A 15,813-nucleotide genomic window follows, 5' to 3' on the forward strand; every position below is an offset into this window, starting at 1 on the left:
CTAAGTTTACTTAGGGTAACTAATAATATTGTGAAAAACCGCGGTTTCGCTTAGTGCTTCATAACCGTGCGGTTGATCGCTATAAAAACGAATGCTGTCGCCTTGTTTTAAGGGGTGCCATTGTTGGTCAAAAAACACCTGTAATTCACCTTCAATCACGTGAATATGCTCAATAACGCCTACACTATGCGCACTTGATAGTTGCTGGTGGCGCTCAGATAAGGTGATTTCAAACACCTCCAAACCAGTATCCGACTGAAATGGAAATAAGGTATTTATTTTCATACGCGGATCTTCAGGAAATATCCGCTCACTTTCGCGCAAGTCTGGTTTATCTGCGAAAAATGCTGAAAATGACGTTTCTAACCCACTGGCAATTTTCCATAGCGTGGCAATGGTTGGGCTAGATTCTTCTCGTTCAATTTGGCCCAGCATGGCTTTTGATACACCGGTTAGCTTAGCGGTTTTATCTAAGCTTAATCCTTTCTTTTGACGTTCACTTTTTAAATGTTGGGCAATTTCGGCTCTAAAAATCGCATCTTTCATAGTAACTTCTCGGTTGTGCGTTATAGCGCACGGTGTTATTGTTTTGTTTGTTGTGCGTTATTGCGCACAAGTTGTTAAAAATATAACACAGAGAATAACGAATGATGAACACCACATACCTATCTGTAAGTCATATCACAGCGGGGTTTAGCGCTGTACTAATCGGTTACACCAGCTCTATTGTTATTATTTTACAAGCGGCAACGGCGGCGGGTGCCTCTGCGGCGCAAATTGAAAGTTGGTTGCTCGCCCTCGGCTTAATGATGGGACTGAGCTCAATAGGTTATTCTTGGTATTACAAAATACCTATTTTAACGGCCTGGTCCACCCCGGGGGCTGCGATGCTAGTAAGTATTGCCCCGCAACATGATTTGCCTACGTTAGTTGGTGCGTTTGTTGTTACTGGTGCGCTCATTTTCACTACGGGGCTTGTTACACCACTATCAAATGCCCTAAAACGCATTCCTTCACCGCTGGCAACCGCCATGCTTGCCGCTATTTTATTGCCGTTTTGCGTAAAAGCGTTTGAACCTATTATGAGTATGCCGGGTGTGTTTTTGTTGATGTTCATTGCTTATGCGTTAAGTAAACGGTTTGCCGCAAAGTACACCATGTTAATGCTGCTTATTGTTGGTTTAGCTGCGGCGTTTTACCTTGATAATGATTTAGTAAGCACAGCACACTTTGCCGTTGCTAACCCCGCTTGGCTTACACCTGAGTTTGATGTGATGGCGATTTTTAACGTTGCAGTGCCGCTTTATATTGTCACTATGCTGTCGCAGAATTTATCAGGCATAGCAATGATGCAAAGCTATGGATACACCGCACCGGTTAAACCTATTTTAGTAGGTACAGGGCTTATAAATATGCTGGCTGCGCCGTTTGGTGGTTTTAGTTTAAATCTTGCTGCTATTTCTGCTGCAATGTGTATGACTGAAGAGGTTGATAGCAACAAGGGCAATCGTTATCGTGCGGTAATTTGGGCTGGTTTGTTTTATATTTTGGCAGGGTTATTAGCGACAAGTGTTGTCTCTATTTTTGTTGCGTTTCCAAGCGAAGTGACCCAAATGCTTGCTGGTTTTGCATTATTGGGTACCTTGTTAATGTGTTTGCAAAGTGCATTTTCAAATCTGCGCTACCGTGAAGCGTCGTTACTTACATTTTTGGTCACGCTTTCAGGCATTAGCTTTTTGGGGTTAAATGCAATTATTTGGGGTTTATTACTTGGTTGGTTCTATGCCAGCTTAATGAACAAAAAGGCGGAAAATTCGTAACTAAATTAACGTTATATTGGTGTTACTAAAATAGTATTAGCCGGATAAAGCGTTAATGATAGCCAAGGCATCTTCTTGATTGGTGAAGGCACGAACATTTAAGCCCGATTTTTCAATAAACGCGTTTAGTAAACTTAATTGCACGCGATTGGCACACACAATAGCAATCATTTGACAGTTGTTTTCAAGGCTCCACATGTAGGTTTGCCCGATGGTTTTCATTACTTCAGGGCAGCCCAAGGTTTCGTCATCAATTACATCTATGCGATACCACTTTTCAAGAAAGTTAGCGCTAACTTGCTTTTTGAGCTCTTCAAATGCGCTATTGATACCAATAACATTAAAAGGGCCAAATACATCTAACTGAAGAATATTGCCATGCCAAGAGTAGTTAACTTTTCCGTGCGCAAACATGATTACATCTGTGTTTTCAAATTAGGGTCAGTATATGTTGAAAGTCAGTAATTGAACACTAAAATCGTTTAATACCGTCTAACATCGGCAATCTTGCAGATACTTGTATCGCAAGATTACCGATAAGATGCGCTACAAACGCATTAGCATATTTTCAATGCGGTAAGTACCAGCATGCGCTCTTACACATGTGGTGTTTGCATCTTTTTCAAATGTAACGGGTGTATCTTTTTGCGTGGTTTCAACGAGTGTCATTGCTTGTTTTTCGCTGTTACAAAAGTCTTGCAGTGCGCGTCGAATTTGCCCGTTTGAAATGGCATTTTCAAAAACGTTTTCTTCACTTGAAAGCGCTTTTTTATTATCACTTTTTTCTTGTTTTAGACTTGAGAGCGTAAATTTTTCACCGCTAGGCATAAAGTGATAACGAAAAGTGTTCTTTGCTGTGTGCTCTAATACTACAACGCCTTCTTTACCGATGACCGACATCTTCCCTGTGTTTTTTTCCACTTTTAACGCGGTTGTTTCATCTACACCAAAGCCAAATTGTTGTTTGGTTGCTTGCATTAAAACGGCTAAGCGAGGGGTACGGCCACGCTCGCTAAAATGGGTATCCAAAATACCGAAATCAAAACTGCTTAAACCACCGTGTTTATCAAAGGTGAGCGCATCAAACTCAAGGTGCTGGCAGCCACCTTGGTTATGACAATTTTCAGCTGGCGGCGGCGCATCAAACGCGCCATTTTTCAGTGCGTTTAGGCTACTGCCGTTAGTGATCATAGGCACATAACCATAATTATTTTGGCCACCCGATTGCATAGCCGTGCCAGCACTTGTGCCTACTAAAATTTCTCGGCTTTGAATAACTTCAAACCAAGGGTAAGCTTCTTTTGTCTCAGCATTAATAAACACCTGCTTAGTAAGCGATTGATCCCCGCCATTAAAAAACAGGCCATCGGCGCTGTTAAGGGTAGTGATTAAATTGTCGATGCCAGCATCACACAAGGCTTTTTCTTGCGCTGTTAAATCGGGGTAAACCGTGCCGCGGTTATAGGCTAAATTAATTTTGTTGCGGTAGTGATCAAGGTTTTCGCAATCTTGTTTTGAAATGGCTTTAGCAAGCGCTGGTGTCAGTGCTAACCACTTTGCATTTATCTTATATTGACTAAATAGGCCGTTATAAAAATCGGCGGATTCATAAGGGTCACGAGAAGACGCTGTGACTAAAAACAGGGTTTTATTTGGCGCGTTTTTAATGTCTAAACTAATGGCGTTTAAAATCTCAGTTGTGCCTTTAACTTTGTTTTTGTTTGTGAGTACTTGCTCGCTAATACGCTTATTTTTCACAATGAGTGGTAGTTCAAGCATATCAAATACAAAGTAATACTCTTGATTGCTTAAAGCGCGGTATAAAGCGGCATTTTCGCCTTTAAATTTTTCAATAAGCTCTGCTTTGGTAATGGCGTTTTTGCTTTTTATTTTGTTGAGCAATTTTCGCGTGGCAATTTTGTGCTGTGTGTTGGTATTTGGCCAATTTGAGTTAATCGCAGTGATGGCTGTTTCGTTAATTAAATAGAGTGAATGGGTTTTTGCATGGGATGAAAATGAAGTTTTTTCAATGCAGTTTTTTGGCGCTAAACTCGAACACGTTTTAAGTGCGCCGCCCGCTAAATAAAGTGTTTTCGCAGAGGATGTTAGGCTATAAAAAAGCGAAAACGCGAGGGTGAAATTTTTTACAAAAGACACAAGGTTCATGATTAATTTCCAATCAAGTTTTAAAAAATGGCTTGTCATCACAAAAAAAGCTGTGATATAAAAATTATGAACTTTGCGGGATGCAAACTAGCACACGCCAGTTTGTAATGTCAAAATACACGAGATGAAGAAATGTTAAAAAAAGCGAATCAGCTTGTTTGCTACTTCTACTCACCACACTACCTTTCTGAGTGGTTCGACGAGTAGACACACGGTTTTTAACCGTGGTGTTGTCTATTGGTATGCAACCCACCCCCAAAAATTACAAAAACAATAAATTTGTCGATTAAACAATTAAGTTGCATGTGATTTGCCATAATCATAACAACTAAAACACAGCATTTTTACGCCCAAATTGCATGATAGATCCGTCTATCGTTTGTGAATCTGCGTGTCTTGTTGAATCGCACCTAATCAGAAACAGGTGAAGTATGTATAACAAGTTAACCCTAGCCATTTTTGCGGCACTGTCAGTGTCAGCACAGGCTGCAGAGCAAGAATCCAAAAACTCAGAAGAAGTATCAGTTGAGCGCATTGAAATAACCGGTTCACGCATTAAAGGCGTTGACCTTGAAGGCACCCAACCAATCACAATTTTAAGTGCCGAAGACATCGAGCGTTCAGGCGCTTCATCCATATACGAATTACTGCAAGATATTCCTCAGCTAAAAGGTGGCGCAGGCACATTCTCAACCAGTGAAAGTGGTAGTACATCAACCTCTACACCAGCAGGGCAAGCCGCAGCAAGCTTACGTGGTATGGGCCCATCAGCAACTCTTACGCTGATTAATGGTCGTCGCGTTGCGCCAAGTTCATTTGCCGCAGGCACGCAAAACTTTGTCGATGTAAACTCTATTCCACTGGCAGCAATCGAGCGCGTTGAAATCTTAGCGACAGGTGCGTCGGCAATTTATGGTGCAGATGCGGTGGCGGGTGTGATTAACTACATCTTGAAAAAAGACTTTGATGGCGGTGAAGTTGAAGTGAGTTACGGTGATAGCTTTGAAGATTCAGATGAAAGTAAAAAACAAATTAATCTTATTTGGGGCACCAAAATTGGCGAAGGTAACTTAACCGTATTTGCCGATTATTATGACCGTAACCAGTTTAATGCAAGTGACCGCGATTACCTTGCATCGCCTAATTTAGTTAACAGCTATTCATACTTACCAAAGCTTGAAAACACGCCAAATATTTATTACTACAGCAGCCGTGATGGTAATGAACAGCCTGCACCTGGCTGCTTAACTGAGCTGGTTACAACCGAATACGGCGAGCAAATTTGTGCTTACTACGGTAATCAAGACGATGTATTACGCGCACCGTTTGAAAGTATGTCGGGCGGTTTTATGTTTAACCAAGCTGTGGGCGACTTTGTTTGGAATACCGAAATGTTCTACAGCAAAACTAAATCTACCGCGTATTCAACGCCTGCGGCAATCAACCGAGATGATGACAGCGAAGGTCCTTGGATTAAAGAAGATGCCTTGTTTATTTATAACGGTGCTAACGGTGATAACCCATTACTTGATTCGCTGTATATTGAGCCGTTTGATACTTTGCTTGGACAAGAGCAATTTGGCTTCAGATTTAGTGCACGCTTTAACGACCCACGCACAGTAGAGGTTGAATCTGAAAATATGCGTTTTGTTTCTAGCCTTGAAGGGAAATTAGCAGATTGGGATTGGGAAACAGGCATCATGTTTTCTGAATCACGTTCAGATCAAGTAGCTGTAAAGGGCGTTTACAACCGTTATAAATTCCATGCAGCAATAGCAGGTGAGCTGTGTTCAGATGGCACCATTGCACAGCAAAACAATGGTGATATTAGCTGTGGTGCAGGCTCATTACTTGATTTTTATAACCCATTTTTAGTGGGGGATGGCACTAACGATGCGACCTTAGCGCTTACGCAAGAAACGCCAACGCGTAACGGTAAAAGCCGTGTTTACGGTTGGGATTTCACGCTTTCTGGCGAACTAATGACAATTGGTGATAGCGACATTCAATCGTCATTTGGCCTTGAAGCCCGCAAAGAAGAACTTTCAGATTTTCCGTCAGCGAACGCGGTAGCAAATGCAAACAATAGCTACCTTGTTGATGTATTTGGTTATGGTTCGAGCATTGCCGAAGCTGAGCGCACACAACTTGGTGCATTTGCCGAGCTTTATGTACCAGTAGGTGACAAAATTGAAATGCAACTTGCAGGGCGTTATGACCATTTTGATGACTTTGGCTCAACTTTTAATCCTAAAGTGAGCATAAGCTATCGCCCAGTTGATTCAGTAATGTTACGCGCAGCGTGGGCAACCTCGTTTAGAGCACCTTCGCTTACCCAAGCAGGTGTAAAACTCAGAACAACCACATCAACCTTTGATTGTGGCGCAAACCAAGCGGTAGCTGATTTATACTGTGAAGGTGACGGCACACAAGTGACGGTAAATAGCCTAGAGCTTGGTAACAGCGAATTAAATGCAGAGGAATCTGAGTCACTGTCACTAGGTTTTGCATGGAGCCCAAGCCGCGATACCACCATCACATTAGATTACTGGCAATTTAATTACGACGATGTCATTGATACCAATATGACGGGGGTACTTGCTCGTGCTATTAGCGATGAATCATTGCGCCACTGTGGTTTAGTTCCTAATGGTGAAATGGGTATTTCATACGGTGAAAACGTGTGTCGTTACTGGGATGATAGCGGCCTGCGCATTGATGAGGCGGGTGCAAACTTATATGAAATTTTGGATAAGTATGTCAGAGGGGATAGTCCACGTTCAGCAAGCCTAGAGTTCTATCGCGACCATGTGATTCAATTAGAAAACACTGGTAGCCAAGATATTCGTGGTTTAGACATTAAAATTGATCAGCGTTTTCGTTTTGATGCGGGTGATTTAACGTTAAAACTCGACGCCACTCACTACCTTGATTACGACCGTAATAAGCCGGGCTCAGACGACATTGAGCAACTTGTTGGCACATTCCGCTACCCTGAAAATATCGGTCGTTTTTCAATTTCATTTGATGCAGAGCGTTATTACATCTCGTTTGGTGCAAACTATACTGATAGTTATCAAGATGATATAGAAGGTTTACGCGACCGTGAAATCGACGAGTTAATTGAACTTGGCGAATTAGATGACAATGAACAGCGCGATGTGAAAAGCTGGACTGTGGTGGACTTAAGTGCGGGTTATGAAGTATCAGATTCAGTGATGATCCGCGCCAGTATCGATAACTTATTCGATAAAAAGCCACCGAGCGTTTACGGCTCATCACGTGGTTTTGACTCAATTAATCACGATGCTTACGGTACAACGTATAACCTTGGTGTAACTTACCGTTTCTAATGGGCTAGTGGGGGTAACCCCACTTTTAAAAACACACATGAAACAACAATTTAAAATGCCTGATGCGTTCGTTATTTTGTTAGTGATCGCAGGGCTTTGCTATCTCGTGTCTTTCTTTGTATTGCCGGGTAAATTCGACGGTATCAACCAAGGTGCTACCGTATCACTGGCGCAATTTAGCCAAGCGGTAAGCCCTCAGCCAGCGGCGCTGTTTGCAACGAACGGTGATGCAGGCCTACTTAATATTCTTTTTGAAGGCCTAGTCAGCGGTGATAGAAATGGCGCAGCAATTGGCGTAATTGCGTTTATTTTAATTACTGGTGGTGCATTTGGTGTGCTAATGCATACTAAAGCCATTGATAACGGCATTATGGCGCTTATTAGCTCAACTACGCGTATTGATTGGCTGTTTATACCTAGTTTGTTTATCACCTTTGCGTTAGGCGGCGCTATTTTTGGAATGGGTGAAGAAGCCATTGCATTTTGTATTGTGCTCTTTCCGATCATGAAAAAGCTTGGTTATAACGCGCAAGTAACTGTGCTGGTGACGTATGTGGCAACGCAAATTGGTTTTGCGGCATCACCTATGAACCCGTTTAGTATTGCCATTGCGCAAAGTATTGCAGGCTTACCTGTCTTTTCAGGTGCAGAGTTGCGTACTGCTATTGCGGCAGTGTTTATTTTTGTTGGCATGGTATTTACTGTGCGCTACGCAGCGAGCATTCGTAACATTGAAAAACTGCCTGAAAATACTGCGCAAGCTGCGTTCACCAATACCGACAGGCTGCTGTTAATTAGCTTTTTAGCGGTGATTGTTTGGGTGATTTATGGTGTAACGGCAAAAGGCTATTACATTCCTGAACTTGCTACCCAGTTTTTTGTTTTAGGTTTAGTTGTGGCGATTATTGCCAAGCTTGGTAACAGGCAGAGCATTGAAGAGTCGGTCGCCGCGTTTAAACATGGTAGTGCCGAACTACTGCCAGCAGCGCTATTAGTTGGTCTTGCAAAAGGTTTAGTGCTATTGCTAGGCGGTGGCGACTTGGCCGAGTATTCGTTACTCAATACGCTACTTTATTATGCGGCGTCGTTTATTTCGCATGTACCCGATGTGATAGCTGCTTGGTTTATGTATTTATTCCAATCAGTGTTTAATTTTTTTGTCTCATCGGGTTCAGGTCAAGCCGCGATTACGATGCCAATTATGGCGCCACTTGCTGACTTAATTGGCGTATCGCGTCAAACAGCGGTGCTGGCATTTCAGCTAGGTGATGGCCTAACGAATATAATTATCCCAACGTCAGCTAGTTTGATTGGCTGTTTAGGCGTTGTAAAACTTTCATGGAACGAATGGGCGCAATTCATTTGGCGCTTTATGTTGTTTTTATTCTCTTTAGCAAGCGCAGTGGTCATTGTTGCGCATCTTATAAATTATCAATAAAACATTATGTTAACTCTAATTAAGCAGGCCGAGTGTTATTCCCCTAAAAGACTCGGCAAACAAGACGTGCTTATTGCAGGCACAAAAATTATTGCAATCGAAGCTGACATTAACCTCGATACCAATGTTGCGTGTGAGGTGATTGATGGCAGCGACTTAATTGTAGCGCCTGGCTTTGTTGATTCATTGGTGCACATTAGTGGCGGCGGTGGTGAAGCGGGTTTTGCCAGCCGCACACCAGAAATGAACTTAACGGATGCCACTATTGCAGGCATTACCACTGTGGTTGGCGCGCTTGGTACCGATGATGTTAGCCGAACTCACAGCGACTTAATCGCCAAAGCAAAAGGGTTAAAGCAAGAAGGCTTAAACGCCTTTTGTCATACGGGTTCGTATCATTTACCCGCAAAAACACTGGGCGAAAGCATTAGCCACGACATTATGTATGTGGATGAAGTGATAGGTTTGGGTGAAGTGGCCATTAGCGATCATCGCGGTCGCCAAATTACTGCGCAGCAACTCGCTGAAGTTGCCGCCGAAGCCAGAACCGCAGGCCTTTTAAGTGGTAAACGCGGCACCGTATCGATTCATGTTGGCTCAGGCAAAGCGCATGTTAATTTGCTTCATGATGTGGCCAATAACACGGATATTCCGATCTCACAGTTTTACCCAACACATATGAACCGTAACGCTGAGCTATTAACGGCGGGCATTGAATTTTGCCGTGCAGGTGGCACCATCGACTTTACTACCAGCACGACCGAATACGATTTGGCTAATGGCGAGCTTGCCGCGGCCGAAGCCCTTGCGTATTGCTTAGATAAAGGGGTGAATGTTGCGCAGCTCACCATGAGTTCAGACGGTCACGCGAGTTTGCCAATTTATAATCAGCAAAATGAGCTAGTAGGATTTGAAGTGGGTACTGAGCTGTCATTGCTAAGTTCATTTCAGCAGGCGGTAAAGCAATTTAATGTGCCTCTTGAAAAAGCATTAAGTGCGATTACGATAAACCCAGCGCGCATTCTTGGCCTTAACAAAGGCGAGCTCAAACAAAATGGGGGTGCCGATGTGGTGCTGCTTCGTCAATCAGATTTAACCGTGCACAGCGTATGGTGCAATGGCAAAAAAATGATTGAAGACAGCCAAATTGTTGCGAATGGATTTTTTAATAGCGCAACCTGAATTCAGGTTAATAAACCGACTTGATGATATAATCCCAAGGGTTAGCGTAAGCTAACCCTTTTTGTTTTTATTTTCGAGGTGTTGTTTTATATCTTGCAGGTCTTTCTCGAGCATTTTTACTAACGATTTTTTCATTAATAAACCCATAATTCCCGAGATTAGCTTACCAATAAATGTCATTGATTGACCAGAAAACGACATGGACAAACGGGTGATCCCGTCAGTTTCTGTTACTGCCATTTTAGTCAGGTATACCGCACCACAGTTTTCGGCGCGGGTGCAATAATATTGGCCTTCTACTGCTTCGGTTATCCACATGGTTTCGCTTGCTTCTTTGCCAAACATCTCGCGGGTTTCTGTCCACTTTAAGCCTACTAACCCTGTTTCTGGTCGCTCTAATACTGTTAAGTCAATGATTGCATCAATCATATTTTTACAGTTGTCGATGTCGGTGATTGCTTGCCATACTTGCTCTTTTGCACAATTTACCTCTGTTGAAACATTAATTTCCATATTGCACCTTCAAGTATGTGAGATTGATTTAACATAGTAATTCATAAAAAATTCCGCTGTTTATTAATCTAATAAACATAGCGGCTTTTTTATTAATTACATCGTTATTTCGCTAATCATTTTTTAAAAACAAGCCTAATCAAGCAACTGACTTAATTGTTTTTTTAACCTTTTTAAGTGCCATTTTTTGCTTTAAAGGCGAAAGGTAATCAATAAACAACTTACCTTTCAAATGATCGATTTCATGTTGCAATACAATGGCAAGAAAATCATCACTTTCAATGGTTATTTCTTTGCCTGTGCGGTCTAAAGCTTTAACGGTTACTTCGGTGTAACGCTCTACGTCTGCGTAGTAACCAGGAACAGATAAACAGCCTTCTTGCCCCATTTCTTTGTGGTTGCCACTTACAACCTCTGGGTTAATTAGAATGAGTGGTGCATCTCGTTGCTCAGAAATATCAATAACGATAATGGCTTCGCTTCTGCCTACTTGTGTCGCGGCAAGTCCAATACCATCGTCGGTGTGATACATGGTATCTAGCATGTCATCAATTAATGTTTGCACGCTTGCAACATCGGTTACCTTTTCGGTGTTAACTTTTAATTTCTCGTTTGGAGCTTTTAATATTTCTAAAACGGCCATTTTACCTCAATTATTTTTGGCTAATCGCCCTTTTGGGGCTTTGGAGTGCTTGCTGATAAAATAGATAAACAAGCTAAGTGTTATTATGGCGCAATTGTATGTTAGATAAGCGCCGATTGATAAACGTTATTTTCGATTTGTGAGCCAGCAAATTCAAAATTGAGTTGGCCAATTTTGCGAAATCCTAAATGCAAATAAAACCCGTTAGACTCGTTTTCAACCCAAGTGTACAGCCAATACACGTTACCAAACTCGTGTTCTACCGCGGTTAAAAGTTGTTTACCTAAACCTTGTCCTTTAAATCGAGTATCGATATACAGTTTTTCAAGCTCAAAACCATTATTTGCCGATTGAAAGTTAGATGTCATATTAAGCAGGGCATAGCCTTGTATTACTTGGTCTTTTTCAATCACTAATAAGTTGTAATCTGGCGAATCAAGTAACGAGCTAAAATAGCTTTCAGTAAATGTAGCAAGGGCATACTGCGCGTATTCGCGCTTTATGCCTTCAGCGGCATAGGTGTCGAGCCACACTTTTATTGAAAGGGCGGCTAATTGTAAGCAATCATCCTTGCATGCATGTCGAATCATAGTGTTGTAAATGTCTTCTATTATTGTTGTTTTACTAACGCCACTTTTTTAATGCCATGGCTGGGTGTAAAACGCTTAAACTCGTTAAAACCGTGTTTTTGGTATAAACGAATAGCAGGCGCGTTGACTAGCGCGGTTTCAACAATAGCTTTGGTAAAATCAAACGCCTTTAACACATATTCCATCAGTTTTCCGGCAATGCCTTTACGAAAATGCAGAGGCGCTACGGTTAAACTGTCTATTTCTAATAGGTTGTCTTGGTATGTGATTTCGATAACACCTGCAAGGCTGTCACCTTCATAAAAACCATAAAACAAGGTGTTGGAGTTTGCTATATCCTGTGGCGTGCGCGATAGCGGTGGAAAATTATCAGTGCCAATTAGTGCAGCTTCAATTTTATAAGAAGTTTGAAACACAGCGTAAATGTGCGAAGCAATATCGCTATTTGAATGGGTAAGTTGAGCTATCATATTTTGTTAATTAACTGCCTAACTGGGTAATATGCAAAAGTTCGCCCGAAGGTCCCCAAAGATAAAATACTTTGCCCCAAGGCATTTGTTGGATTGGTGAGATTTTAGTTTTGTATTTTGAGTTGCTACATAACTCAAACGCATCATAGATATCTGCAACGCAAATTTGCAACATAAAGTTTTTTGCTAAATCTTCGTTGTAAAAGCGCTGCAAGAAGAAAAGACAATCGCCATTTTCAAAAAGCGTAAGATCATCGCTCACATATTCAGAATTAAAGCCAATTTCAGCATAAAAAGATAAAGAGACCTCGTAGTCCTTACTCGGGATAAATGTTTTTATATCGATAACATCCATGATATTTCCATAAATAAGCAGCACGTATTAACACTTAAAAAGTGCAAAAGGGCATTAGTGAAATGGCTAAGGGCAAAGTGAATGCGCCTACAATTTTACAAAACTATAAATAGCGCAGGTGCATTAGTAAACCTTTCAATAACTAAAGATAACTAAACGCATTTAAAAACGGAGGTTAAGGTTTATAAATGGTTGGTTTTGTAGATGTCTTAAGGCAAATAGGCTTTACGTTAACCTAAATTGTATGCGTGCTAAACGCAATACAGCTCACTAATTTTAAGCATTTATTAAAGACAATTTCACACAAATGTTTATTTTGTATATTTTATACGATATAGTCAGGCAATAAAGATTTTATACAAAAGGTAATACGATGCAAACAAATAGTACAGATTGGCGTTATACGGTTATGCCTGCCGTGTTTACATGGTTAAAAGAGACTGAAACAGGCGCACTTGAAATTGACCTAGTTGCAACACAAAAGTACGCAGCAGATATTTTACGTGTTGAAGGTAAAGCTGGCACACGCATGGGTGGCCTTGTTGGTTCAGGCACGCTAGGTGAAAACAGCTACCTAAGCGCTGAGCAGCGTCTTTCTCTACTAAGTGCGCTTTCTGAGGTTGCTAAAGAATTTAACGTGCCTTTAATTAGTGGCGCTGCGGCAGAAACTAAAGAAGCCCTTGCAACTATTGTAAAAGAGCTGGCAACAGTCGGTGTAGATACAGTTATGGTAATGCCACCAAAAACCAAAGAAGCGCCTTCTGATGAAGAAATGTATGCTTATTACGCGCTTGCCGCAGATGCAGCACGTGAAGCTGGCATTACAATTATGCCTTACAACAACCCAGATGCAGCGGGTTACCATGCGCTTTCAACCGATATTTTAAGAAAGCTTGCAGCACTACCTGAAGTAACAGCTCTTAAAATTTCAACAACTGACGTATCAGTTATTGAAACGCTGATGCTAGAAAACAAAGATGCAAAAATCTTAGCAGGTGTAGACACAGTAACTGTTCACGCAGGCCTAGCTGGCGCATGTGGCGGCATTACAGGTGTAGGGTGTATCTTCCCGAAAGCAAGCGTAACCATGCAAGAGTATGTAAATGACGGTAATTGGGCTGAAGCGAATAAAATCTCGCAAGCAATGAACTCAATTTCATACCTTGATGCTCAGCCACTATTATTAGAATACCTAAAGTTTGCATTTGGTATTCACCACAATGACGAACAAGGCGGCCTGCGCACATTAGGCAAAAAACTTACTGAAGCGCAAATTGATGATGTTCGCGCACGTTACCAACTTGCAAAAGCGCGCCTTGAAGCACTTGGTTTAGCTGAATAACACTTTTAGTTTTTTGAAAAGATCAAAGCTCCTTTTTAGGAGCTTTTTTGTGGGTGTTAGATACTCACTTTTTATTTCAAGGGTAATGAGTGAGAGTAATGTAAGGCCAGAACAAGCTGCTTTATGTCCCGTAATCAACGTGTTACATTTTATCTTTGAACCAAACTAAACCAGTTACCTGAGTTGTCAATACCCATAGCTTCGACGCCATATAACTGCTTTGTGGGAGGCTGAATAAATTCCACGCCTTTAGCTACTAGGTCTTCATACGTTTTCTGGCAATTCTCTGTTTCGAAAACGCCTGCTCCAAATGCGCCTTCTTCGATTAAACTTCGAATTTTTTCGGCAGAGTCTTTGGTAAACATTGGTCCTTCTTTTGGCTCAGCCAATACTAGCTGAGTTTGTGGTTTAGATTTCGGGTATACCGTTAGCCATCGAAAACCTCCCTCCATTTTCATGTCGTCACCGACTTCAAAACCGAGCTTGTTTTTATAAAAATCAAGCGCCTCTTCCTGATTAAGTACATATATTGTTGTGTGTGCAATGGATGTGATCATCTATATATTCCTTGTTGATAATTCATCTTTATTTTACAGAAATAACAAAAATGATATTTCTTCAATATTGCTCACTTGGCTACTTTACCTAAGAAATGGTAGGCATAACATGCTGGTATGACTTGTAACGGAAAACTGTATGCGTCAGTAGACAAAGCCCATAGCTTGCGACGATACAAAGTAGGTGCCATACCTGTATGTTTACAAAACAAAGAAGAAAAACTGCCAAGACTTGCGTAACCAACTTTTTCACAGACTTCTGAGATACTAAAATTCTCTGTTATGAGCATTTTCTTAGCTTGTTCGACTCTAAGACGAATTAAGTACTCGTTAGGCGTTTCCCCATAAGTATCTTTGAATGTACGCAAAAAATGATATGGAGACATGTACGAGTACTTTGCCATATCAGATAAGCTTAACGGAGCATGATAATTGTTAGCAATAAAATCTCTGCCCGCATTCAGTTTTTTTAACTTATAGTCCGTAGCCATAAAACATGCTTAGTGTTTGACGTAAAATAGTTTGTTAAGAGGTAATTTGTCACTTTTACATCGTAACATCATCTGTTTATATACTAAGGCAATTTATAACACTAGTAATAAGTTGTAATTAATCAGAGAAATTGTAGAAAATAGGCACCTCGCGTAATGATAATATTTAGGGACAATAAGTCACTCATAGGGGGAAATTATCCCTCGCTCGTTATTCGCTCATAGCAGTCGGTTACATATAGAAATCCATTGGGTTACTTCAGCTAAGCGCTAGGAGCGAAAGAAAAGTTTTAGAATAATAATTCTACATCTCACTATTTATGTTTAGGGGGATTGGATTTATTTAATAATATGCCATAAAAGGTCTAGGCTGCTTGTCCTGTTTTGCTCCCTTTAGGTAAAGTGTAAAGGAACTTGGTATTTTTCGTTTTGCTCTATCTTGATTATTTTCAGTTTTTCATCCAGTCTTCACCTTCTTAACAATACTAAGCTATTGGCAATTCAAGAAATATAAAAATTAGATTTTATCACTTAAATTAAACGTGATGTTTGCGCTCTCGCTTAAGATTGTTTGGAATGATATTTGTTCTCGCTTATCAACCATCAACAAATTCTCGAATTAACATAAATTGGTATTAGTATGAATTGTGACCAGCTAATACCAATTTTGTTATCAATGATTTTTAAACTTCTTACTCTTCACATGTACAAAACGTGTTTGATAGATTTTCTATTGATATTTATCTATTTTTTGGCCATTTGGGTTTAATTGTTTCCCACCATTCCCATAATTTTTCATATTGGTGAATAGCGCCTAATTTACCTTTTTTAGAGATCTTCTGATGTTAAGAGGCGGTCACGAGTACTTGAAATTTTCGATTTAAAGAGTGCTG

General features: G+C 40.9%; 15 protein-coding genes. 5 read left to right on the plus strand and 10 right to left on the minus strand.

Annotated elements, in window-relative coordinates; translation table 11 throughout:
* Window positions 1-6: 6 nt before the first annotated feature.
* Window positions 7-546: a helix-turn-helix domain-containing protein gene (locus ACHSBP_RS18255; protein ID WP_395389999.1), complete on the minus strand. Its 540-nt coding sequence runs from the start codon at window positions 544-546 to the stop codon at window positions 7-9.
* 101 nt (window positions 547-647) lie between these two features.
* On the opposite strand from ACHSBP_RS18255, the gene ACHSBP_RS18260 reads away from it, so the two are divergent.
* On the plus strand, window positions 648-1,820 hold the full coding sequence (locus tag ACHSBP_RS18260) for a benzoate/H(+) symporter BenE family transporter (protein ID WP_395390001.1): 1,173 nt from the start codon (window positions 648-650) through the stop codon (window positions 1,818-1,820).
* Window positions 1,821-1,856: 36 nt separating this feature from the next.
* Here the strand turns inward: ACHSBP_RS18260 and ACHSBP_RS18265 are convergent, their stop codons facing one another.
* Window positions 1,857-2,234, minus strand: a complete 378-nt coding sequence (locus ACHSBP_RS18265; protein ID WP_010558481.1) for a hypothetical protein — start codon at window positions 2,232-2,234, stop codon at window positions 1,857-1,859.
* Window positions 2,235-2,366: 132 nt separating this feature from the next.
* Complete coding sequence (locus ACHSBP_RS18270) at window positions 2,367-3,986, minus strand: cyanophycinase (RefSeq protein WP_010558482.1); 1,620 nt, start codon at window positions 3,984-3,986, stop codon at window positions 2,367-2,369.
* 431 nt (window positions 3,987-4,417) lie between these two features.
* Between ACHSBP_RS18270 and ACHSBP_RS18275 the strand changes: the two genes are divergently transcribed.
* From ACHSBP_RS18275 to iadA, 3 genes are read left to right on the plus strand one after another with little or no spacing between them, the layout of a single operon-like run.
* Window positions 4,418-7,339, plus strand: coding sequence for a TonB-dependent receptor (locus ACHSBP_RS18275; RefSeq protein WP_395390003.1), 2,922 nt, complete (start codon window positions 4,418-4,420; stop codon window positions 7,337-7,339).
* A 37-nt stretch (window positions 7,340-7,376) separates the two neighbouring features.
* Window positions 7,377-8,777: a putative basic amino acid antiporter YfcC gene (yfcC, locus tag ACHSBP_RS18280; RefSeq protein ID WP_395390004.1), complete on the plus strand. Its 1,401-nt coding sequence runs from the start codon at window positions 7,377-7,379 to the stop codon at window positions 8,775-8,777.
* A 6-nt stretch (window positions 8,778-8,783) separates the two neighbouring features.
* Entirely contained in the window at window positions 8,784-9,959 is a 1,176-nt protein-coding gene (gene iadA, locus ACHSBP_RS18285; protein ID WP_395390005.1) for a beta-aspartyl-peptidase, read from the plus strand.
* A 51-nt stretch (window positions 9,960-10,010) separates the two neighbouring features.
* Here iadA and ACHSBP_RS18290 read toward each other — a convergent pair whose 3' ends face one another.
* The 5 genes from ACHSBP_RS18290 to ACHSBP_RS18310 all read right to left on the minus strand — a co-directional run bounded on the left by ACHSBP_RS18290 (window position 10,011) and on the right by ACHSBP_RS18310 (window position 12,530).
* Entirely contained in the window at window positions 10,011-10,472 is a 462-nt protein-coding gene (locus ACHSBP_RS18290) for an SRPBCC family protein (protein ID WP_395390006.1), read from the minus strand.
* Between the two features lie 139 nt (window positions 10,473-10,611).
* Window positions 10,612-11,115: a peptide deformylase gene (gene def, locus ACHSBP_RS18295; protein ID WP_395390007.1), complete on the minus strand. Its 504-nt coding sequence runs from the start codon at window positions 11,113-11,115 to the stop codon at window positions 10,612-10,614.
* Window positions 11,116-11,216: 101 nt separating this feature from the next.
* Complete coding sequence (locus ACHSBP_RS18300) at window positions 11,217-11,705, minus strand: GNAT family N-acetyltransferase (protein ID WP_395390009.1); 489 nt, start codon at window positions 11,703-11,705, stop codon at window positions 11,217-11,219.
* A 20-nt stretch (window positions 11,706-11,725) separates the two neighbouring features.
* The gene (locus ACHSBP_RS18305; RefSeq protein WP_395390010.1) at window positions 11,726-12,175 is read right to left on the minus strand and encodes a GNAT family N-acetyltransferase; all 450 of its coding nucleotides are present in this window, start codon (window positions 12,173-12,175) and stop codon (window positions 11,726-11,728) included.
* A gap of 10 nt (window positions 12,176-12,185) precedes the next feature.
* A complete protein-coding gene (locus tag ACHSBP_RS18310) occupies window positions 12,186-12,530 on the minus strand; it encodes a lactoylglutathione lyase (protein WP_010558490.1) in 345 nt (114 codons plus the stop codon).
* Window positions 12,531-12,903: 373 nt separating this feature from the next.
* On the opposite strand from ACHSBP_RS18310, the gene ACHSBP_RS18315 reads away from it, so the two are divergent.
* Entirely contained in the window at window positions 12,904-13,872 is a 969-nt protein-coding gene (locus ACHSBP_RS18315; protein ID WP_395390012.1) for a dihydrodipicolinate synthase family protein, read from the plus strand.
* A 149-nt stretch (window positions 13,873-14,021) separates the two neighbouring features.
* On the opposite strand, the gene ACHSBP_RS18320 is transcribed toward ACHSBP_RS18315, so the two are convergent.
* Together ACHSBP_RS18320 and ACHSBP_RS18325 are read right to left on the minus strand one after the other, a co-directional pair.
* Complete coding sequence (locus ACHSBP_RS18320) at window positions 14,022-14,429, minus strand: VOC family protein (RefSeq protein WP_100915829.1); 408 nt, start codon at window positions 14,427-14,429, stop codon at window positions 14,022-14,024.
* 71 nt (window positions 14,430-14,500) lie between these two features.
* Window positions 14,501-14,920 (minus strand): helix-turn-helix domain-containing protein, encoded by a 420-nt coding sequence (locus ACHSBP_RS18325; RefSeq protein WP_395390013.1) that lies wholly within the window; start codon window positions 14,918-14,920, stop codon window positions 14,501-14,503.
* Window positions 14,921-15,813: the final 893 nt, after the last annotated feature.

Source organism: Pseudoalteromonas sp. XMcav1-K (assembly GCF_044005875.1).
GTDB classification, from domain to species: domain Bacteria; phylum Pseudomonadota; class Gammaproteobacteria; order Enterobacterales; family Alteromonadaceae; genus Pseudoalteromonas; species Pseudoalteromonas spongiae.